The organism is Kibdelosporangium phytohabitans (genome assembly GCF_001302585.1).
GTDB lineage: Bacteria > Actinomycetota > Actinomycetes > Mycobacteriales > Pseudonocardiaceae > Kibdelosporangium > Kibdelosporangium phytohabitans.
In genome coordinates this window covers 7,450,078-7,469,380 of the sequence record NZ_CP012752.1, presented here as the reverse complement: position 1 = coordinate 7,469,380, position 19,303 = coordinate 7,450,078, and the positions used below count along the sequence as shown (strand labels likewise).

At 68.9% G+C, this 19,303-nt stretch carries 20 protein-coding genes; 8 read left to right on the top strand and 12 right to left on the bottom strand.

Annotated features, from left to right (window positions below):
- The first annotated feature begins 15 nt into the window (after positions 1–15).
- Complete coding sequence (locus tag AOZ06_RS33595; protein WP_054297102.1) at positions 16–1,671, top strand: serine/threonine-protein kinase; 1,656 nt, start codon at positions 16–18, stop codon at positions 1,669–1,671.
- A gap of 10 nt (positions 1,672–1,681) precedes the next feature.
- Here AOZ06_RS33595 and AOZ06_RS33590 read toward each other — a convergent pair whose 3' ends face one another.
- The 4 genes from AOZ06_RS33590 to AOZ06_RS33575 form a co-directional block, all read right to left on the bottom strand.
- Positions 1,682–2,539: a PfkB family carbohydrate kinase gene (locus AOZ06_RS33590; protein WP_054293064.1), complete on the bottom strand. Its 858-nt coding sequence runs from the start codon at positions 2,537–2,539 to the stop codon at positions 1,682–1,684.
- Positions 2,536–3,525: an ADP-ribosylglycohydrolase family protein gene (locus AOZ06_RS33585; RefSeq protein ID WP_054293063.1), complete on the bottom strand. Its 990-nt coding sequence runs from the start codon at positions 3,523–3,525 to the stop codon at positions 2,536–2,538. Before AOZ06_RS33585 ends, AOZ06_RS33590 begins: the two co-directional genes overlap by 4 nt.
- A gap of 73 nt (positions 3,526–3,598) precedes the next feature.
- A complete protein-coding gene (argS, locus tag AOZ06_RS33580; RefSeq protein ID WP_054293062.1) occupies positions 3,599–5,329 on the bottom strand; it encodes an arginine--tRNA ligase in 1,731 nt (576 codons plus the stop codon).
- A 73-nt stretch (positions 5,330–5,402) separates the two neighbouring features.
- Entirely contained in the window at positions 5,403–6,218 is an 816-nt protein-coding gene (locus tag AOZ06_RS33575; protein WP_225953466.1) for a PaaX family transcriptional regulator, read from the bottom strand.
- Positions 6,219–6,346: 128 nt separating this feature from the next.
- Between AOZ06_RS33575 and AOZ06_RS33570 the strand changes: the two genes are divergently transcribed.
- Positions 6,347–7,240, top strand: coding sequence for a M23 family metallopeptidase (locus tag AOZ06_RS33570; RefSeq protein WP_054293061.1), 894 nt, complete (start codon positions 6,347–6,349; stop codon positions 7,238–7,240).
- On the opposite strand, the gene AOZ06_RS33565 is transcribed toward AOZ06_RS33570, so the two are convergent.
- Positions 7,202–7,858, bottom strand: coding sequence for a DUF998 domain-containing protein (locus AOZ06_RS33565; RefSeq protein ID WP_054293060.1), 657 nt, complete (start codon positions 7,856–7,858; stop codon positions 7,202–7,204). The two genes, AOZ06_RS33570 and AOZ06_RS33565, sit on opposite strands and share 39 nt — an antisense overlap.
- A 138-nt stretch (positions 7,859–7,996) precedes the next feature.
- Here AOZ06_RS33565 and AOZ06_RS33560 point away from each other — a divergent pair, with 138 nt between their 5' ends.
- Positions 7,997–8,329 carry a hypothetical protein gene (locus AOZ06_RS33560; protein WP_157233402.1) on the top strand — a complete coding sequence of 111 codons (333 nt, stop codon included), beginning with the start codon at positions 7,997–7,999 and terminating at the stop codon, positions 8,327–8,329.
- 30 nt (positions 8,330–8,359) lie between these two features.
- The gene (locus AOZ06_RS33555; protein ID WP_054293058.1) at positions 8,360–9,004 is read left to right on the top strand and encodes a hypothetical protein; all 645 of its coding nucleotides are present in this window, start codon (positions 8,360–8,362) and stop codon (positions 9,002–9,004) included.
- Positions 9,005–9,019: 15 nt separating this feature from the next.
- Here AOZ06_RS33555 and AOZ06_RS33550 read toward each other — a convergent pair whose 3' ends face one another.
- On the bottom strand, positions 9,020–10,315 hold the full coding sequence (locus tag AOZ06_RS33550) for a serine/threonine-protein kinase (RefSeq protein ID WP_054293057.1): 1,296 nt from the start codon (positions 10,313–10,315) through the stop codon (positions 9,020–9,022).
- Positions 10,316–10,325: 10 nt separating this feature from the next.
- Positions 10,326–11,417: a GNAT family N-acetyltransferase gene (locus AOZ06_RS60505; protein WP_225952965.1), complete on the bottom strand. Its 1,092-nt coding sequence runs from the start codon at positions 11,415–11,417 to the stop codon at positions 10,326–10,328.
- A gap of 44 nt (positions 11,418–11,461) precedes the next feature.
- On the opposite strand from AOZ06_RS60505, the gene AOZ06_RS33535 reads away from it, so the two are divergent.
- The 3 genes from AOZ06_RS33535 to ku are packed head-to-tail and all read left to right on the top strand — an operon-like array spanning position 11,462 to position 13,275.
- Positions 11,462–12,115, top strand: a complete 654-nt coding sequence (locus AOZ06_RS33535; protein WP_054293056.1) for a TetR/AcrR family transcriptional regulator — start codon at positions 11,462–11,464, stop codon at positions 12,113–12,115.
- Complete coding sequence (locus AOZ06_RS33530) at positions 12,046–12,453, top strand: RidA family protein (RefSeq protein ID WP_054293055.1); 408 nt, start codon at positions 12,046–12,048, stop codon at positions 12,451–12,453. The genes AOZ06_RS33535 and AOZ06_RS33530 overlap by 70 nt, the downstream gene beginning before the upstream one ends.
- Positions 12,454–12,495: 42 nt before the next feature.
- Positions 12,496–13,275, top strand: coding sequence for a non-homologous end joining protein Ku (ku, locus tag AOZ06_RS33525; protein WP_054293054.1), 780 nt, complete (start codon positions 12,496–12,498; stop codon positions 13,273–13,275).
- Here ku and AOZ06_RS33520 read toward each other — a convergent pair.
- From AOZ06_RS33520 to AOZ06_RS33510, 3 genes are all read right to left on the bottom strand, one after another.
- Positions 13,241–13,600 (bottom strand): DUF6401 family natural product biosynthesis protein, encoded by a 360-nt coding sequence (locus AOZ06_RS33520; protein ID WP_054293053.1) that lies wholly within the window; start codon positions 13,598–13,600, stop codon positions 13,241–13,243. The two genes, ku and AOZ06_RS33520, sit on opposite strands and share 35 nt — an antisense overlap.
- A gap of 80 nt (positions 13,601–13,680) precedes the next feature.
- Positions 13,681–15,864 carry an MMPL family transporter gene (locus tag AOZ06_RS33515; protein ID WP_054293052.1) on the bottom strand — a complete coding sequence of 728 codons (2,184 nt, stop codon included), beginning with the start codon at positions 15,862–15,864 and terminating at the stop codon, positions 13,681–13,683.
- Between the two features lie 41 nt (positions 15,865–15,905).
- Entirely contained in the window at positions 15,906–16,499 is a 594-nt protein-coding gene (locus AOZ06_RS33510) for a TetR/AcrR family transcriptional regulator (RefSeq protein WP_054293051.1), read from the bottom strand.
- An 88-nt stretch (positions 16,500–16,587) separates the two neighbouring features.
- Between AOZ06_RS33510 and AOZ06_RS33505 the strand changes: the two genes are divergently transcribed.
- Positions 16,588–17,826: a cytochrome P450 gene (locus AOZ06_RS33505; protein ID WP_218921821.1), complete on the top strand. Its 1,239-nt coding sequence runs from the start codon at positions 16,588–16,590 to the stop codon at positions 17,824–17,826.
- Here the strand turns inward: AOZ06_RS33505 and AOZ06_RS33500 are convergent.
- Positions 17,792–18,607, bottom strand: a complete 816-nt coding sequence (locus AOZ06_RS33500; protein WP_054293049.1) for a serine hydrolase domain-containing protein — start codon at positions 18,605–18,607, stop codon at positions 17,792–17,794. The genes AOZ06_RS33505 and AOZ06_RS33500 overlap by 35 nt on opposite strands.
- A gap of 10 nt (positions 18,608–18,617) precedes the next feature.
- Positions 18,618–19,235, bottom strand: a complete 618-nt coding sequence (locus tag AOZ06_RS33495; protein ID WP_054293048.1) for a TetR/AcrR family transcriptional regulator — start codon at positions 19,233–19,235, stop codon at positions 18,618–18,620.
- Positions 19,236–19,303 lie beyond the last annotated feature (68 nt).

Below are 19,303 nucleotides of genomic sequence, written 5' to 3'. Positions count from 1 at the left end.
CTCGGACGCGGTGGGATGGGCGTCGTGTGGCGCGCGGACGACCAGGTGATCGGCCGTCAGGTGGCGTTGAAGGAACTGCCGCCGCCGCAAGGACTCTCCGGCGACAGCAAGTCGGTCTACCTGGAGCGCGTGCTCCGCGAGGCGCGCACCGCCGGGCGGCTCAACGACCCGGCGGTTGTCACGGTGTTCGACGTGGTGAGCGAGAACGGGACCACGTACATCGTGATGGAGCTGGTCGAGGCCCCGACCCTGGCGGACATCATCGCCGCCGAGGGCCCGATTGACCCGCGGCGCGTGGCGTCGATCGGCCTGCAGGTGCTCGGCGCCCTGGAGACCGCGCACGCCGCCGGGATCGTCCACCGGGACGTGAAGCCCAGCAACATCATGGTCTCCGCCGGTGACAAGGTGAAGCTGGCCGACTTCGGCATCGCCAGGGCGATGGACGACCCGAACCTGACCATGACCGGCGGGATCATGGGCTCGCCGGGATACATGGCGCCGGAGCTGTTCGCCGGTTCGCAGCCCGCGCCGCCGTCGGACCTGTGGGCGCTGGGGGCGAGCCTGTTCCACGCGGTGGAAGGGCGGTCGCCGTTCAGCCGCGAGACGACGGCAGCCACCATGCACGCGATCATGTACGACGACCCGCGGCTGAGCCGGGTCCAGGGCCCGCTGGCGCAGCTGATCATGGGTTTGCTAGCCCAGCCCACCGAGGCCCGCCTGACAGCCCAGGCCGCGAGGCAGCTGCTGAGCCGTCCGATCTCGGACGAGACCAGGGTGGTCGACAACTCGACGCAGGTCGCCGACGCCCCCACGGTCCAGGTCCACGCGGTCGCGAGGGACACGCGCCCGCGTGAGCCGTGGCAGGAGCAGTACCCGGCGGACGTGCCGCTCGCGGCGCCCGCCCCGGCCAATTGGGCAGCCGAGGACCAGTGGGACACCGCGCAGCCGAAGAAGAGCGCCAACCGCACCAGGATGATGATGTGGTCGGGTGCGGCGGTCGTGGTGGCCGGTGCGTTGGTCGCGGTGTTCCTGATCTCCCCTGGCTCCAAAGAGGACCCGGCGGTCGCGGGCAAGGCCAACGTGGCCAACGTCCAGGACGACGGCGTCCAGAACGGCAGCACGATCCCCATGGCGCCGACCCTGGCGCCGTCCACGGTGTCGTCCGCATCGGCAGCGCCGCCACCGAGCACGGTCACGGTGACCAAGCCGGCCGGTACGCCGTCGAAGCAGCCGAAGCCGCCGCCGGGCGAGCAGCAGGTCGGCGCACCGCCTCCGGCGCCGCCGGACAAGCCGCAGCGAAACCTGATCCAGATCACCAGGTACAACCACCCGGCGGGCCCGCACTTCACAGCCACCCCGGGTGTTCCGGCGCCGGGCGGTTTCAACCGCGAGTTCCCGATGGGCTGGCTGGTGCGGGAATCCGAGCCGGGAACGAAGCGGCTGTACGCGTGCCAGCTCAAGGGATCCGAGGACCGGATGACCTCGGTGGACCCGGGCTGCGAGGGCAACAACCAGGTCGGCGTGCTCGGCTACGTCTTCACGGGCAAACCGGCGGGCGTGAACAGCCGTGGCCTTTTCCGCTGCACTTACTCGGGCGGTCACTACGACTCGACCGACGCCAAGTGCGAGGGCTTCAAGACCGAGTTCCAGTTCGGCTGGATCCTGGTCTAGGCCGCGTTTCCTATGCCCGGTCGACCAGGGCGTCGACCTCGGCGCGGCTCGGCGCGGTCGCGGGTCCCGGCCGTGTCACGGCGATCGCGGCAGCCGCGTTGGCCCGTTTCGCCGCGACGGTCAAATCGTTGCCTCGCAACAACTCTGCCGCGAGAACACCGCAGTGGGCGTCCCCGGCGCCGTTGGTGTCCACGGCGGTGACCGGGAATCCGGGGACGTGCACGCTCCGGCCGTCACCGTGCACGATCCGGCACCCGTTCGCACCGTCGCGCAGAATCCGCACGGCGACATCAGCATCGGCCAGCGCGCGGGTCTCAGCAGCGTTGCTGCTCAGGATGTCCACGTGGGGCAGCACGGCATTCCACGTTTCCGTGGCGATGTCGCCGACCAGCGGGCCGGGATCGAGCAACACGGTCCCGCGTGCCCCGGGCAGCCACGTCAGCAGGGCTTCGGCGTTGTGCTCGTGGGTCAGGCTGTATCCGGTCAGGTAGACGAAATCGCCAGGTTCGGTGCCGATACCCCGAAACCGCCCGACAGCATCGGGGCTGGTGACGAAAGTCCGTTCGCCGCCGGCCTCGACCAAAGCGACGGAAACCCCGGAATCCGGCGTGGTGACCGGGTGAGCGACGTGAATTCCCTCTGCGGCCAAGGCATCGCGGATCAGGTCACCGTACGGCCCGCGGCCGTGGCTCCCCGCGTACACGACGTCCGCGCCGGCCCGCCGGGCAGCGGCCATGACGTTGAACCCGCCACCGGCCGTCTGCAGGAAATCGGCGGCGACGACGTCCCCGCCGCGCGGCGGCAACTGGTCGATCCGCAGGACGAGGTCGGCGACGACCTGTCCGGTGTGGATCAACCGCCCGGTCATCGCAGCGCGAGCAAGCGATCGACGAGCGGTTCGAGGTCGAGCCCGTTCACCGCGCGGACCGTGCCGACGAGTTCGCCGGGAAAGCCGCCGATACCGTGCTGCGCACCCAGAATCGCGCCCAGAACCGCCGCGATGGTGTCCGTGTCCCCGCCGATCTCAGCGGCCAGCAGCAAAGCGCCGAACGGGTCATCCCCGGACACCTCGGCCAGAGCGATCGCCGCGACCACGGATTCCTGCGCTGCCACGGAAGTCCCGATCACGCCGGCGACCGCGCCGGCCACCTCGCCGCGGCTCATCCCGCGCACCCACTCACGTGCCCAGCGGATGCGGGGCGCGATCTCACCGCCCGCCACCCAATGGCCCTTCGAAGCACCGCTGTGCGCGGCGCGTTCCGCCTCGTCCAACGCTGTGCTCAGGTCAGCGCCGTCGATGGAGGCGGAGACCGCGGCCGCGATGGCGGAGGCGGCCGCGATCCCCAGACTGGTGTTGTGGGTGACCAGACTGGCCTGCACGACCGCGTCGAGCAGGCGGTCACCCACGGGATTGGCGATGGCGACGGGCGTGACGCGCATCGCCGCGCCGTTGGTCGTTCCTGCGACGCCGGCCTGCTGGGGGTTCAGGCCGGCGTCGAGGTGCTCGAGCGCGCGCTTGGTCGACGGGCCGAGCAGGTCGCGGGAGCCCCGGGAGATCATGCCGGCTTCCCATGCCCGCAACGCGTCAGCGAACGTGTACGGGTCGATCCTGCCGTCGCCGTCGATCAGCAGCTTCGCAACGAGCACAGCCTGTTCGGTGTCATCCGTGACCGACCCGGCGGGCATGCCGGGTGCGATCGGCTGGTCCTGGGTCGCGTCGACCAGCGTGGTGATCGAGCCGTAACAGTCCTTGATCCGGGTACGGGACATCGACTGAGTCGGCATCCCGAGGGCGTCACCCAGTGCAAGGCCGTAGAACGCTCCCAGCGCCCTGGCTCGCACCTGTTCAGGCATGTGCAATGTGTACCGCAGAGAGGGATGCCGCGGCAACCTTGTGAACCTCTTGTTCTCGTGACGCCGGAGGAACTCAGAGGCGCGCCGGAGCCTCGATGCCCAGCAGGTCCAAGCCGCGCGTGAGCACCTTGGACGTCAAAGCGCACAGCACGAGCCGCGACGCCCGGACCTCCGGCTCGGCCTTCAGAACCGGGCATTTCTCGAAGAACGACGTGAAGGCCGAAGCGGTCTCGTACAGGTACGTGGCCAGCTTGTGCGGGGTGTAGCCGTCGATCGCGGACTGGACGGCGGCGGGCAGCTGGATCAGCTGCAGCGCGAGGTCCCGCTCGGCCTTCTCGGCCAGCGTCACCTTCGCGCCCGGCGGCACGGTCTCACCGGACTTGCGGATGATCGAGAGGGTACGCGCGTTGGCGTACTGCAGGTACGTCGCCGTGTTGCCGTCCGTGGCCAGCATCTTCTCCCACGAGAAGACGTAGTCCTTCTCGCGGTCGCTGGACAGGTCCGCGTACTTCACCGCGCCGATGCCCACCGCGTGCGCGATCGACGCGCGCTCCGCGTCCGTCAGGTCGGTGCGTTCGCCGACCACGGTCGCCGCGCGGTCGACGGCCTCGGTGAGCAGGTCGATCAGCTTCACCGTGTCGCCGGAGCGGGTGCGGAACATCTTCCCGTCCTCGCCGAGGATCGAGCCGAAGTTCACGTGCACCGCGTGGTGTTCCGGCGTCAGCCAGCCCGCGTCGCGGGAGGCCGCGAAGACCATCGCGAAGTGCTGGGCCTGTGGCGTGCCGACCACGTAGAGCAGGTCCGTCGCGGCTCGGTCACCGGTCCAGTAGCGGACCGTGGCGAGGTCGGTGCTCATGTAGCCGTAGCCGCCGTCGCTCTTGCGCACGATCAACGGCAGCGGGTCGCCCTCGCGGTTGAAGAAGCCCTTGGGGAAGACGCACAGCGCGCCGTCGCTGATCTCGGTCAGGCCCTTCTGTTCGAGCTCCGCGACGGTGTCGGCCAGGAACGGGTTGTAGAAGCTCTCGCCGTAGCTGTCCTGCGGCGTCAGGCCGATGCCGAGCGTCTTGTACGCCTTCATGAAGTGCCGCATGGACTCGTCCACGAGCTGGCTCCACAGCGCCAGCGTCTGCTCGTCGCCGCTCTGCAGCTTCACCACGCGCTGGCGGGCGCGCTCGGCGAACTCGGGCTCCGCGTCGAACTTCTTGCGGGCTTCCTTGTAGAAGACGTTGAGGTCGCTGACCGACTGGTCGGCGTCCACGCCCTCGTCGACGAGGTGCTCGATCAGCATCCCGAACGGGGTGCCCCAGTCGCCGAGGTGGTTGTGCGGGATGACCTCGTCGCCGTGGAAGCGCAGCAGCCGCACGAGCGCGTCACCGATGATCGTCGAACGGATGTGCCCGACGTGCATCTCCTTGGCCACGTTCGGGCTGGAGTAGTCGATCGCGATCCGGCGCGGGTGCTCGGTCACGGGCACGCCGAGCCGCTCGTCGCCGAGCAGGCCCTCGATCTGGGTGGACAGCCACGTGTCGGTCAGCGTCAGGTTGATGAAACCGGGACCCGCGATCTCCGGCTCGACGAACAGGTCCGTCCCGTCCAGCGCGCCGGCGATCGCCGCGGCGACCTCTCTCGGCGGACGGCCGACTCGCTTGCCCAGGCCCATGGCGGCGTTGCACTGGTAGTCGGCACCTGGTCGGTTCGACGGGCGGATCAACGCCTCCGCCGGGGTGATGTCCAGGTCAAGCGACGACTTCACGGCCGCGACGACCCGCGCGGCCAATTCCAGTCCAACGTCTCCGTGTAGCACCTGTCCAGTATTCCAAATGCCCGCGACCTGGTTTTAGCCCGTGCGCGGATGGGGGCGCCCACCCTCCCTGCCACTAGTCGAGCTTGTCCCAGTGCTCCTGAGCGGCGGGACGCCATTCCTGGTGCTTGCGGTGAAAGAGCTGGGCGGCCTGGGAGCCGCGCCAGTTGGCGGGAAGCAGATCGGTGGGCAACCGGGGGTCGAGGAACGGGAAACGACGCCATTCGTGCACGAGCCGGGTCTGCGCGTGCAGGGTGGCGGGCCCGTCATCCGGCGAGGTCCCGGCGAACTCCTCGATGAACTCCTCGTACCGGCGCTCCACTTCGGACAGGTCCCATGCGCGGGCGACCATCGAACCGACCTCGCCGATCGAGCCGTACCCGGCCACGAACGACATGGCGCCACGGGTGAGCTCGAGCGAGCTGAGGATCTCCTCGGCCTCCTCCTGCCTGCTCACGTCCGGGCAGATCCACACGCCCGCCTCCGGTGAGCCGAAGCCCGCCCACGTCAGCCGGGTGCGCAGCCGGTGCCGAAGGTCCCGTTTGGACTCGGGGACCGACACGAGCAGCACGAGCCAGCGGCTGTCCCACTGCCTTTCCACGCTGCCGAACTCGTAGATCCGGCGCGCTCCCTCGGTCAGCAGTTTGCGGCCCGGCTGGGTGAGCGACCAGCGGACCCTGCGGCCGACGCGGTCGGAGGTCAGCCAGCCCTCCGCGGCGGTGCGGGCGAGGGCCTGGCGGGCGGATTTCTCCTCGATCTCGAATTTCGCCAGCGTGTTGACCAGGACGGAGGTCCAGACGGGGCGGTCGCGCGGCAGGACGTACTCACCGAGTAGGGTCATCAGCAGTGAACGCGCACTGGTGTGGCTGACTTCCCTGCGCCTGGTCACCATCGGTCGGCTCATTCCCGACATAATACATGAATTGAACGTCGCGTCATCTTTTTGTAGAACTTGGCTTGTATCTTTCTTGTAAGTGTCCACCCGACACTCGCGCCGTGCATCCAGCGAAGGGACCGGCGATGAGAGTCAGACGGTTGATCAGCCTCGGAGTCGCGCTGATCGCGGGAGTGGGATTCATTGTGCTCGCGCCGAGCGCGGGCGCGGCCGGACCGAGACCCGCCTTCCAGTTGCCTTTCCCGTGCAATCAGTCGTGGACGGGCAACTCGAGCAATTCCAGCGCGCACCGGTCGTGGGAGCTCGACTTCAACAGGGGCGGCACACCGGACGCGGATCTCGGTGACACCGTTGTCGCCGCCGCCGCGGGCAAAGTGGTCATCTCGGCGCACCAGGGCTCGGCCAACGGTTACGGCAACCTGGTCAAGATCGACCACGGCGGCGGCTGGTCGACCTACTACGCGCACCTGCGCGTCCGGTCGGTCGCGCTGAACGCGCAGGTCACCCGTGGTCAGAAGATCGGCGAGGTGGGCAACACCAGCAAACCGGGCAACAACATCTCGCCGCACCTGCACTACGAGGTGCGCACCACCGACGCGTCCTATCCGGCGAACATCCAGAAAGCCGTGTTCAACGGTGCCACGTTCGGCTACCCGAACCAGACGCTGACCTCACGCAATTGTGGCGGCGGTGAGAACCCCCACGACGCGACCGAGGTCTGCGGCAGCGGGTTCAACCAGGTCGACGAGGCGGCTATCGGTTCGGCGGCGACTGTGCATTTGCTGTGGAACAACGGGACGTCGCAGAACTGCGTGGTGACGATCAAGAAGACTTCGATCGGTGCGGCGTCCGCCGTCTCCGCCTATTTGGAAGTGCAAGGCGCCGATCGGGTGACAGATTCCGGCAATTTCGAGTACTACGCCGGACCTGTCCGCGCCGCCGCTCCGGCCAAATGTGTCAAGTGGGGCGGGTCGGCCGGTTCAGCCCGCTACGACAGCCCGTTCGAGCATTGCGGGTGACGGGGCCGTCCTGACCACAGCGAGGGCTGCCACCGCCGCGACTTCGGTCATGAGCAGCCCTAGCTCCACGGCACCGAGCGGAATGGCGATCCACCAGTTCACGCCGGTGAAGGGCTGCAGCAGCACGGCGCCGATGATCAACCCGAACCAGCCGAGCGACAGCACGCCGAGCCAGACCGGCCACGCCGCCTTCGCCGCCCGACCGGCCAGGATCGCGGCGACGGGCAGGCTGATGAACGCGACCACGCTGGCGTAGCGGTGGATCATGCCGCCGACGCTCGGGCCGATCGCCCAGTTGTTCTTGGGGAACACCACGACCGCCATCAGGCACAGGCTCCACGACGTGATCAGCACCGACGACACCGAGAACGGCCTGATCACGTTCCTGCCGACCAATGTGGCCAGCACCGCGAGCGAACCCAGCGCCAGCGCGAACACACCGAGGTTGAACACCCACGCGTTCTCGAGCAGGCCGTACTCGCTGATGGTGCGGCGTACGACGCTCACTTCCGAGGACGGCGGCAGGACGTGCAGGAGGCCGATCAGGAGGACCGAGGCCGCGACACCGAGCAGGCCGAGGGTCCCGGTCGCTCGTGACCATTTCGTGATCGCGGCCATTGAGAGTACCTCCCGTGGGTGAGTGGCTCGGACGAACGGACCAACTTCCGGAAAATCCGCCAGGTTCCCGCCGACAGCGGTTTGACAGCTTCGCGGCGCGGGTAACCCCGCCGCATGGTGACGGGCGTCGAGGAGCGCATGCTTGGGCCACTGGTCTGGGTGCACTTGGTGATGTACCGCCCTGTCCTGCTGCCGGACCGGGCCGTCGCTGACGTCGTCGTGGACGTCGAGGAACTGGCCGGGCACATGGCCGACCTGCTCGCGGTCGACAGCCACCAGACGCCCGAGTCGCTGGCAGCCGCCAACCGGGTACTGGACGTGTGCTGCGAGTTCGTCGAGCGCTGGACGCTCGGACAGCAGCGGCAGAGCACCTTCCGCGGCGACGTGCTGCGGTTGCGGATGCGCCTCGACTCCATCGCCAACCGGATCGTCCCGGACAGCGAGCTCGAGGTGGCGCAAAAGGCGTCGTGATCCGCCCCGCGCACGTCGTAGCGTGTGCGCATGGATCTCGACGAGGTGTTCGCGGACGTGCCGCGAGTCGGTGCGGTGGAGGGCTGCACCCACTGCTACTCCCAGTCCGATCTGGACCTGCTCGGCGGCGACCCGGCGCTGGTGCCCGACAGCCTTGCCTGGTCGTTCGCGTACGAGGTCACCGACCACTGGTCCGAGCAGCAGTACGGGCTGATCTGGCGCGGACTCGCACCGCGCATCCTGGCCGCACTGGCGGAGTCGCCCGACGAGCGGCTGCTGCACGGGCTCACCTTCGCGGGTTTCTCGACCTGGCCGGACACGCAGCAGACCGCGCTGCGCGAGGCCGTGCGTGACATGGTGACGCGTGCCGTCACCGGGGGAGTGGCCCCGTTCACCGTCGAGCGGCTGATCTGCGCCGCCGCCAACATCGACCAGGACCTGCGGCCGTGGCTGGCGTACCTCGACACGCTGACCGGTGCCGACGCGGACGCCGGGCTCACGGCACTGGCGCTGCACTGGGCCGAGCAGATCGCCAAGCAGCACGAGCCGATGTTGTGGTGGGGGCCGCGGGACCCGGCCGCACCGATCCGCGACTGGCTGTACTCGGACGTCCTGCACGAGCGGCTGTCCCGGGTCGAGGCGCGCGACGCGCAGATCGCCATCGCGTACATGTGACCGTGTACGTGACAGCTATCGCGCTGTGCACACCACGTCCGGTGTCACGGGACGGGTGCCGTTCGTGGCCGCGATGAAGCCGAACGACGTCTTCGAGTCGACGGCGGTGTTCCACTGTGCCGGTGCCACACGCACAGTCTTGCCGTCCAGTGACAGCGTTCCGTTCCACAGGTTGTTGATGCTGTGCCCGCCGGGCAGCATCCAGGTCACGGTCCAGCCGTTGAGGCGTGCGGCTGTGCTGCTGCGGATGGTGACAAGCGCTTCATAGCCGTCCTGCCACGAGTTCGTGATCTGGTAATCCGCCTGACAGGACGACGGTCCGGCGGTCGTGGTCGTCGGCGGGGTGGTCGGCGCGTTGGACGGCAGCGTCGCCGATTCACCGTCGCGGTTGATCGCCAGACCCATGACGAGTCCCAACGCGACAAGCGCGACGGCCGCGGCCGTGACGAGAATGCCGCGCCTGCGTGGTTTCCGGGACGGCAGCGTCATCGTCGCCGCGTACGGCTGAGCCTGCGGCGGCGGTTTCCCGGTCGCGAGGTGCTCGTGGGCTTCGCGCATGCTCGGGCGTTGGCTCGGGTCCGCGCACAACAGCCACAGCAGCAGCGGCCCGAGCGCGCCGGACTGGCGTGGCGGGGCGATCTCGCCGGTGGCGACTCGTCGCAACAGGACGATCGGGTTCTCGTCGAAGCCGTACGGGGGAGCGCCTTCCGTCGCGGTGTAGAGCGTCGAGCCGAGCGAGTAGACGTCGGACGGGAACCCGGCCGTGCCGCCACACGCGATCTCGGGCGCGAGGTACGCCGGTGTCCCGGCGATGATGCCGCTGCCGGTCGCCGTGCCCTCGCCGATCAGCCGCGATATGCCGAAGTCGGTGATCTTCACCGTGCCGTCCGGCCCGATGAGGACGTTGTCCGGCTTGATGTCCCGGTGGACGATGCCCGCGTCGTGCGCGGCGGCGAGCGCACCGGCGATCTGCGCGCCGATCCTGGCCACCTCGTCGGCCGGCAGCGCGCCGCGGCCGGTCAGCACCGCGGACAGGCTGTCCGACGGCAGGTACTCCATGATCAGGCACGGGCGGCCGTCGTGCTCGACCACGTCGTGCACCTGGATCGCGTTGGGGTGCTGGATCTTCGCGGCCAGGCGGGCCTCGCGGAACACCTGCTCGTCCTCCGCCGCGTCGAACGACAGGAGCTTGACCGCGACGGTGCGGTCGAGGCGCTCGTCGTGCGCGCGCCAGACCACACCCATCGCGCCTCGGCCGATCCGGCCGGCCAGCCGGTATCGACCGGCGACCAGGTCGTCCTTGTCCGTCACCCGGCCGATCCTACTTCCGCGCCCGCCATTCGGCGGCCAGCAACGACCAGACCTGCGCGTCCTGACGGACGCCGCCGAGGGGGTACTCCGATCGGAGCACGCCCTCCAGTGTCATCCCAAGTCGTTGTGCCACAGCGCCGCTGCGTTCGTTCTCCGGGCTGCAGCGCCATTCGACGCGCGACATTCCGCGAACGCATACCGCCCAGTCGATCATGTGGCGGCAGGCGCGCGTGATCAGGCCGCCGCCGGTGGCCGCCGGGTCCAGCCAGACGCCGATCTCGCACATGCTGTTCGCCGCGTCGAAGGTCCGGAACAGCGTGCCACCCATGAGTTTGCCGTCGATCCAGATACCGTAGATCCGGCCGTTGCCGGCTGCCTGCTTGTCCGCGTACCTCTGCAGGACCGTCCGGCCGCTGTCGGTGTCGGTGACCATGTGCGCCATCCCGACCCACGGTCCGATGTAGTCACGGACGCGGTCGATGTTCTGGGCGAACTCCTCGGCGTTCCACGGTTCCAGTGCCCGCAGTTCGGTGTTCTCGGCCAGCCGCAGGGACATCGAGCCCGACCCGGCGGTCCACTCGGACGCCAGCACCGACCACATCTCCACGTCGTACCGGCCGCCGTCCGACGCCGACCGCATGACGGCTTCCTTGGTCATGCCGAGTCGTCGGGCCACAGCGATGCTGCGTTCGTTGTCCGGCCGGGTCTGCCACTGCACCCTGGACATGCCGCGGTCGCGGACGGCCCAGTCGATCATGTACCTGGCTGCCTTGGTGATCAGGCCTCGGCCCGCGGCGGCCGGATCCAGCCACACACCGAGTTCGCACACGCCGTTCGCCGCGTCGAACACGCGGAACCCGGTGCCACCCACCAGCTTCCCGTCCGCCCAGATGCCGTAGAGGCGGCCGGTGTCCTTGGCCTGCCGGTCGGCGTAGCCCAGCAGGAAACGGCGTCCGGCGTCGATGTCCGTGATCATGTTGGCCCATGGGATCCACGGCCCGGCGTAGTCGCGCGTGCGCGTCATGTGCGCGGTGAATTCCTCGGCGTTCCACGGTTCCAGCTGACGCAGTTCGGCGTCGTCGGTCAGCGCTGCAGCGAGCATCCCCAGTTCCTCCGTACCAAACGTTTGTTATGTACCATCATGCCATGCCCCCAGCACCCGGTGATCACGAGGCACGGCGGCGCGACGTGTCCGAAGCGGTGTGGCGCGTGCTCGCCGAACGCGGATTCGGGCAGCTCACGCTGCGTGCCGTGGCAGCGGAGCTGGGTGCGTCGACCGGGATGCTGACGCACTACTTCCCGGCCAAACGCGACCTGGTCCGGTACGCCCACTCCGTCGCGGAGGAACGGACTCTGGCGACGCTGTACCGGGATCTCGACGTGACCGGCCTGGCCGCGTTGCGCGCGTACCTGCTGGACGTGTTGTCGCTGACGCCGCAAGCCGTCGCGATGAACCGGGTCTGGGTGAGCTTCTGGGACGCGGCCATCGGCGACCCGGAACTCGCGGCGACCGAGACCGCGCGCTACGAACGCTGGCGCGCCAAGCTGCGGCCACACGTCGTCGCCGCGGTCGGCAACGGTGAGATCCCGCCGGACAGGCAGGTGGACGACGTGGTCGCGTCCGCGGCCGCGCTCACCCACGGCCTGGTCGTGCAGGCCTTGTTCGACCCGGACCGGTTCCCGCCGGACCGGCAGATCCAGCTGATCGACGACTACCTGAGGACGCTGACATGCCCATCCACGACCGAATCGCCGAAGCGGCGGGCAACGCGCCCGGCAACGGATACGCCCACGCCGTGACGGCTTCCGGCACGCTGGCCTTCATCTCCGGCCAGGTCGCCATCGACGAGAACGGCCTGCTGGTCGGCCAGGGCGACCTGGCCGCGCAAACCAGGCAGTGCCTGCGCAACCTGGAGAACGTGCTCAGGGCCGGCGGCGCGGGCTGGGCCGACGTGCTGCGCTTCAACTGGTACCTGACCGACGTCACCGAGGTGCAGGTGGTCAGGGACGTCCGGGACGAGTTCGTCCGGCCGGTGCTCGGCGACCGGCCCAACCCGGCCAGTTCGCTGATCCAGGTCGCGGGCCTGTTCCGGCCCGAGTTCATGATCGAAGTGGACGCTGTCGCAGCCATCCCCTAATGGCCCTGTTTTCTCGCCGCGGCGGCGGGTAGCACGGAGGACATGCGAGCTGTCTGGCGCGGGGCCATGGCGATCGGCCTGGTGACGATCGGGGTGCGGGCGTACGCGGCCACGAAGGACCACGACTTCCGGTTCCACCACGTGCACCGGGCCGACGCCGGGCGGATCCGCTACCGCCGCGAGTGCGAGGCGTGCGCGGACGAGATCGACTTCGCCGACGTGACAAGGGGGTACGAGCTGCCCGACGGCCGGATCGTGCTGATGGAACAATCCGACTTCGACACGTTGCCGAGCCCGTCGGACCGGACCATGCAGGTGATGCGGTTCGTCCCGGCCGGTGATGTCCCGCCGCTGTACTTCCACCGTGGTTACCACCTGGAGCCCGACGACAACGCCGTGCAGCCGTACACCTTGCTGCGGCTGGCGATGGAACGCACGCGACGGCTCGCGATCGTGAAGTTCAGCATGCGCCGCCGGGAGACGCTCGCCGCGGTGCGGCCGATGGGCGATGTGCTGGTGCTGCACACCATGCTGTGGCCGGATGAGGTCCTGCCCGCGGATTTCCCCTTCCTGCGAAGGGAGATGACGGTGCGTCCACAAGAGCTCGCCGCGGCGACGGCGTTGGTGGCGAGCATGGCCGCGGAGTTCCGGCCGGAGGAGCTCACCGACGACTACCAGCGGGCGCTCGGTGAGGTGATCGAGGCGAAGTCGGCTGTGGCGCACGAGCCGCCGATTCCCGTGCAGCGGGACGGCGACACGGCGCTGGATCTGCTGGAGGCGTTGCGGCTCAGCGTAGAGCGCGCGCGACTGGACGATCTTTAGCCACCGCGCAGCACGCGAGCAGGCGCAGCGACAGGCCGTCGAGTGACGTCCACGCGATCGGCGGTTCCCAGCCTGCCTTGACCGCCTCCTGGTGGATCTCTTCGGCGTAGATCGCGAGCAACACCAGCGGCGGCGCTGTGACGAGCCCTTCCCGCAGGCGGGCGTCGCGGTCCAATTGGGCCCGCACCGCCTGGATGTGGCGGTCCAGCGCCCCGGCGATCACCGGATCATGCCTGGCCGCGGTGTGGCCAGGTTGCAGCCGGGCGTCCAGCCTGCGCAGCCAGCGCCGGGCGGACCACCGGGCAGCACGGTCCCAAATGCTCACGTGTCGGATTCTGTTAGTCGGGCGAGAGTCGGCGGCCGCACAAACTTACCCGGACGGGGCGCTGCGCGACCGCCGAATCGTCACACCGGCTGGGGAACCTTGTCCTGCTGATCCCGCTGCCCGATGTGGCGGGCGAGCGTTTCGCCCTCGACGTCCACGTTCGGGGTAATCCGGTCGAGTGCCTTGGGGTACCACCACGCGGCCTTGCCGAAGAGCGTCATCAACGCGGGGACCAGCGTCATCCGGATCAGGAACGCGTCGACCATGACGCCGAACGCCAGCGCGAAGCCCATCGACTTGATCACGGTGTCGTGCGAGAACACGAATCCGAGGAACACCGCGGTCATGATCAGCGCGGCGGCGGTGACCACGCGGGCGCTGTGGCCGAGCCCGTCGACGACCGCGTCCTTCGGGGTGTCGCCGTGCACGTAGGACTCCCGCATCCCGGAGACCAGGAACACCTCGTAGTCCATGGCCAGGCCGAACAGGATGCCGGTCATCAGGATCGGCAGGAAGCTGATGATCGGCGAGCCGTGCGAGAGGCCGAGCAGGTCGCCGAGCCAGCCCCACTGGAAGATCGCCACGACGGCACCGATCGACGCGGCCACGGTGAGCAGGAAGCCCGCGGTGGCCTTGATCGGCACCAGGATCGACCGGAACATGATCGCCAGCAGGATCAGCGACAGCCCGACGATCACGATCAGGTAGGTCGGCAGCGCGTCGGACAGCTTCTGCGACACGTCGATGTTCAGCGCGGTCTGCCCGGTGACGCCGATGGTCGAGCCGGTCTGCGCCTTGACCTCGCCGGTCAGCTCACGCAGCCGGGAGACCAGTTCCTTCGTGGCCTCGGTCGACGGCCCGCTGCCCGGGATCAGCTGGAGCACGGCCGACGTGTTGTCGGGGCTGAGGCCGGCGGGGACGACCCGGGTGACGTCCTTGACCGAGCTGAGCTTGCCGACCAGTGCGCCGAGCGCCTGCTCGGGGCTGACGCCGGACGGCAGGTCGGCGACGACCACGAGCGGACCGCTGAAGCCGGGCCCGAACGCCTGCGTGACCAGTGCGTTGGCGCGCTGCTGCGGGCTGCCCTCCTGCGCGGTCGAGTCGTCCGGCAGGCCCATCTCCAGTGAGAACGCCGGGATCGCGATGGCACCGAGCGACACGACGATCAGCGCGAGCGCGGTGATCGGGCGGCGGGCCACCGCACGGCCCCAGCGGTAGCCGAAGGCCTCCTTCTTGCCGGGCGTCCCGGCCTTGGCGCGTGCCTTGGCCGACACGATCCGGCCGCCGACGAACCCGAGGATCGCCGGGACCAGCGTCAACGCGACCAGCACGGCGACCGCGACGGTCGCGGCGGCGGCCAGGCCCATCACCGACAGGAACGGGATGCCCACGACCGTCAGGCCGACCAGGGCGATGATGACGGTGAGACCGGCGAAGAACACGGCACTGCCCGCGGTGCCGATCGCGCGGGCGATCGACTCGTCGACGTCCATCCCGCCGAGCACCTGCTTGCGGTGCCGGTGCACGATGAACAGCGCGTAGTCGATGCCGACCGCGAGGCCCAGCATCAGCGCGAGCACGGGCGCGGTGGAGGACATGTCGATCACGCTGGTCAGCGCGTACAGACCGGCGATGCCGATCCCCACGCCGATCAGCGCGGTCAGCATCGGCAACCCGGCGGCCACGAGCGAGCCGAACGTCAGCACGAGCACGATCGCCGCGATGACCACCCCGATGCCCTCGGTGGCGCCGATCGCGACCATCTCACCGGCGATCTCCTGGCTGTAGGCGACCTCGAGCCCGGCCGACTCGCCGACCGCCTCGACGGTGTTCTTGATCGCCTCCTTCGTCTCCTCCTTCACCTCCGGCGGGGAGACCGAGAACTGCACCTGGGCGAGGCCGATCCGGCCGCCGTCACCGATGGCCTTGGTGACGAACGGGCTGAACGCGCCCGCGACCTGGTCGGACTTGCCGACCTTGGCCATGGCGTCTTCGATGGCCTGCTTCGACTCCTCGAGCGTCTTGCCCTGCGGCGCGGCGAACACGATCCGCCCGGACGCGCCCGCGGCCTGCGGCAGCTTGTCCTTGAGGTGGTCGAGCGCCCGCTGGGACTCGGTGCCGGGGATGGCGAACTGGTTCGTGGTCTGCCCGGCGAACCCGAGGGCACCGATTCCCGCGATGGCCAGTACCAGCAGCCAGATGCCGAGGACGAGTCCCCGGCGCCGTCGTGCTGCGTGCGCGAGTCGGTACAGCAGCTTAGCCACCGCGTGCTCCTTCGAAGTGTGTTGCGACCGATCCGCGTTGATCAGCTCTTGGTGGTCTGGAATCCGGCGCGCAGGTAGTCGAAGGCCTCGTCGATGAGGTCGGTGACCTGGTCTTCCGGGTGGTCGGCGGCGTGCACGATCACGGCCTGGATGACGCCGAACGCGGCGTGGACCAGCGCGAGGGGGTAGAACGACGGGCAGCCGGGCGGCATCCGGGCGACCAGTGCCTCGTGCGCGCCGAGCACCATCCGTTCCCTGACTGCCAGCTCGTAGGGCACGAGGTCGTGGAAGTCGGTGGCGATGGTGGACAGCCGGTTGAGCAGTTCGAGGTTCTCCGGGCTGATGACCACCCCGGCTACCGCGCGCAACGAGTCGAACAGCGGCTCGCCGGCCGGGCGCTGGTGCAGCTCGGCCATGGCGTCGTCGAACACGAACCCGCAGACCGAGACAACGGCTTCTTCCTTGCGGTTGAAGTAGTTGAAGAAGGTCCGCCGGGACACGCCCGCCCGCGTGGTGACGTCCTCGACGACGAAGCCCTGCAGACCTCGCTCGGTGGCGAGGTCGAAGGCGGCGAAGCCGAGCGCTCGTCGCGTCTCGTGCTTCTTCGACTCTCGGATCCCCGGTTTGGGTGTCACTCGATCAGGCTACCGAGTAATCTTGCCCGGCGTGCAACTTTGCCTGGCGTGCAGGAATGTGACGTTGCTCATGGGTTAGTTTTCCCGCGTGCCGAATGTGTTCGATCCGCGGGTGTTCGCTCAGGGCCTGCCGCACGCCGAGTTCCGGCAACTGCGGGACACGGAGCCGGTCAGCTGGCAGGACGAGCACGCGGTGCTCGACTGGCCCGCCGGGCCCGGCTACTGGGCGGTGACGCGGTACGCGGACGTCAAGCACGTGCTGCGGACGCCGGAGGTGTTCTCGTCGTGGCTGGGAGCGACCCAGATCCGCGATCCGGAACCGGACGACCTGGCGTTCATCCGCCGGATGATCCTGAACATGGACCCGCCCGAGCACCAGCGGCTGCGCAAGATCGTCGCGGCCGTCTTCACCCGGCGCAGGCTCGAACAGTCCGCCGCCGAGATCGCCGCGCGTGCCGAGGCGCTGCTCGCGCGCCTGCGCGACGCGGGGGAGTGCGATCTGCCGGTCGACGTGACCGACGACTTCCCGCTGCTCAACCTGGCGGATCTGCTGGGCGTGCCCGCGGCCGACCGGAACCTGTTGCTGCGCTGGACGAACCGCGTGATCGCCTACCAGGACCCGGAACACGCCGACGAGGTCGTCCGGGACGCGTCCGGCAAACCGGTGAACCCGCGGTCACCGGCGATGCTGGCCGACATGTTCGGCTACGCCAGCGAACTCGCCGCGGCCAAACGGGAAAACCCCGGCGAGGACCTGATGTCCGCGCTGGTCACCGCCACAGTGGATGGCCGGGCACTGGATGAGGCCGAGCTGCGGATGTTCTTCTTCCTCGTGGTGATCGCGGGCAACGACACCGTCCGCAGCGCGCTGCCCGGCGGTGTTCTCGCACTCGTCGAGCACCCCGCCGAATACCGCCGTCTGCGGTCGGACCCGGACCTGCTGGACACGGCGGTGGAGGAGATCCTGCGCTGGCACCCGCCCGTGCTGAGCTTCCGGCGGACGGCGACACAGGACGTCGTGCTTGCCGGGCAACAGATCCGCGCCGGTGACAAGGTCGTCGTGTACCACGCGTCAGCGCACTACGACGAACGCCGGTTCCCCGACCCGTTCCGCTTCGACATCACGCGCACGCCCAACGACCACATCGCGTTCGGCCAAGGCCCGCACCTGTGCCTGGGTGCGCACTTCGGGCGGTTGCAGCTGCGGATCTTCTTCCGCGAGTTCCTGAAACTGCCGGAGGTTCAGCTCGCCGCGGCGCCGAAGCGCCTGACGTCGAACTTCATCAACGGCATCACGCACTTGCCTCTTCGAGGACCGCGTCGCTGAGCACGGGCCACACCTCGGCGGCCCACTCGCCGAAAGCCCGGTCGGTCAACGCGATCGTGGCGATCCCGGCACGCGGGTCGACCCAGAGGAAAGTGCCGCTCTGCCCGAAGTGCCCGAACGTCTCGGGTGAGTTGCGCTGCCCGGTCCAATGCGGACTCTTGTGGTCCCTGAGCGAGAAACCGAGGCCCCAGTCGTTGGGTTTCTGGTGACCGAAGCCGGGCAGGACACCGTTGAGCCCGGGGAAGACCACAGTCGTGGCCTCGTCGAACAGCTGCCCGGACACGAGCGTCGGCGCCAGCAGTTCCGCGGCGAACCGGCTCAGGTCGGCGCACGTGGACACCCCGGCGTGCGCCGGACTGCCCTTCAACGTCGTGTCGTTCATGCTGAGCGGCGCGACCACAGCCTCGGCGAGGTAGGCGTTGAAGGGAATCCCGGACGCCTGCTGCACGTGTTCCGCGAGCGCTTCGAAGCCGGCGTTGGAGTAGATCCGCCTGGTGCCCGGCTGCGCCTGGACCTTGTCCTCCGACATCGCCAGCCCGGACGCGTGCGCGAGCAGGTGCCGGACCGTGGCGCCTTCCGGCCCGGCGGGCTCGTCGAGCTCGACCGCGCCTTCCTCGACAGCGATGAGCACGGCGTACGAGGTCAGCAGCTTGGTCACGGACGCCAGCGGGAACAGGTGCGCCTGATCACCCCGCGAGCCGAGGATCCGGCCGTCCCGCCCGATCACCGTCACGGCCACGTTGTCGACCGGCCACCCGTCCACCAACGCCAGACTCTGCATGGGCCTCAAGTTACATGCTGCCCTTGTAGTGGCTCAGGAACACCTCGACGCCTTCGGTGATCACGCGGTCGGCCAGGCCGGCTGGGAGGCTGGCGCCTATGGAGCCGACGATCAGGTGGGGATAGATCGTCAGGCTGAAGAATTGGATCACCGCCACTTCGATGTCCGCGATCCGCAGGTGGCCGCGTTCGCACAGGTCGCCGAACAGCTGCCCCAGCGCGTAGGCGGAGTGCGCCGGACCCTGTTGCTGGTAGGCCTTGCCGAGGTCGGGGAACCGGCGCAGTTCGGCGGTGACGAGGTTGCGCAGGGCCATCCGCGCGGGATCGGTGGCCGCTTCGGTCAGCGCGCGTGCGGTCCGCAGCAGGGCTTCACGGATGTCGCCGGTGTCGGCGAGGCGGGTGCGGACCTCGGCCATCGTCGTGTGCGCCTCTCCCATCGCCTGGCTGACGACCTCGGTGAACAGTTCCTCCTTGCTGGTGAAGTGGTTGTACACCGTCACCTTGGACACGGCCGCCGCTGCCGCGATCTGGTCCATGCCCGCGTCGAATCCCTCGCGGATGAACAGGTCGCGGGCTGCGGCGACGATGGCCTGCCTGTTGCGCTCGGCGCGCTTGCCCGTTGGTGTCACGGCCCGATCATACCGTTAACTGAACCCTTGAGTACAGATGAACTGTCCTGTACAGTTCAGTTCAGTTA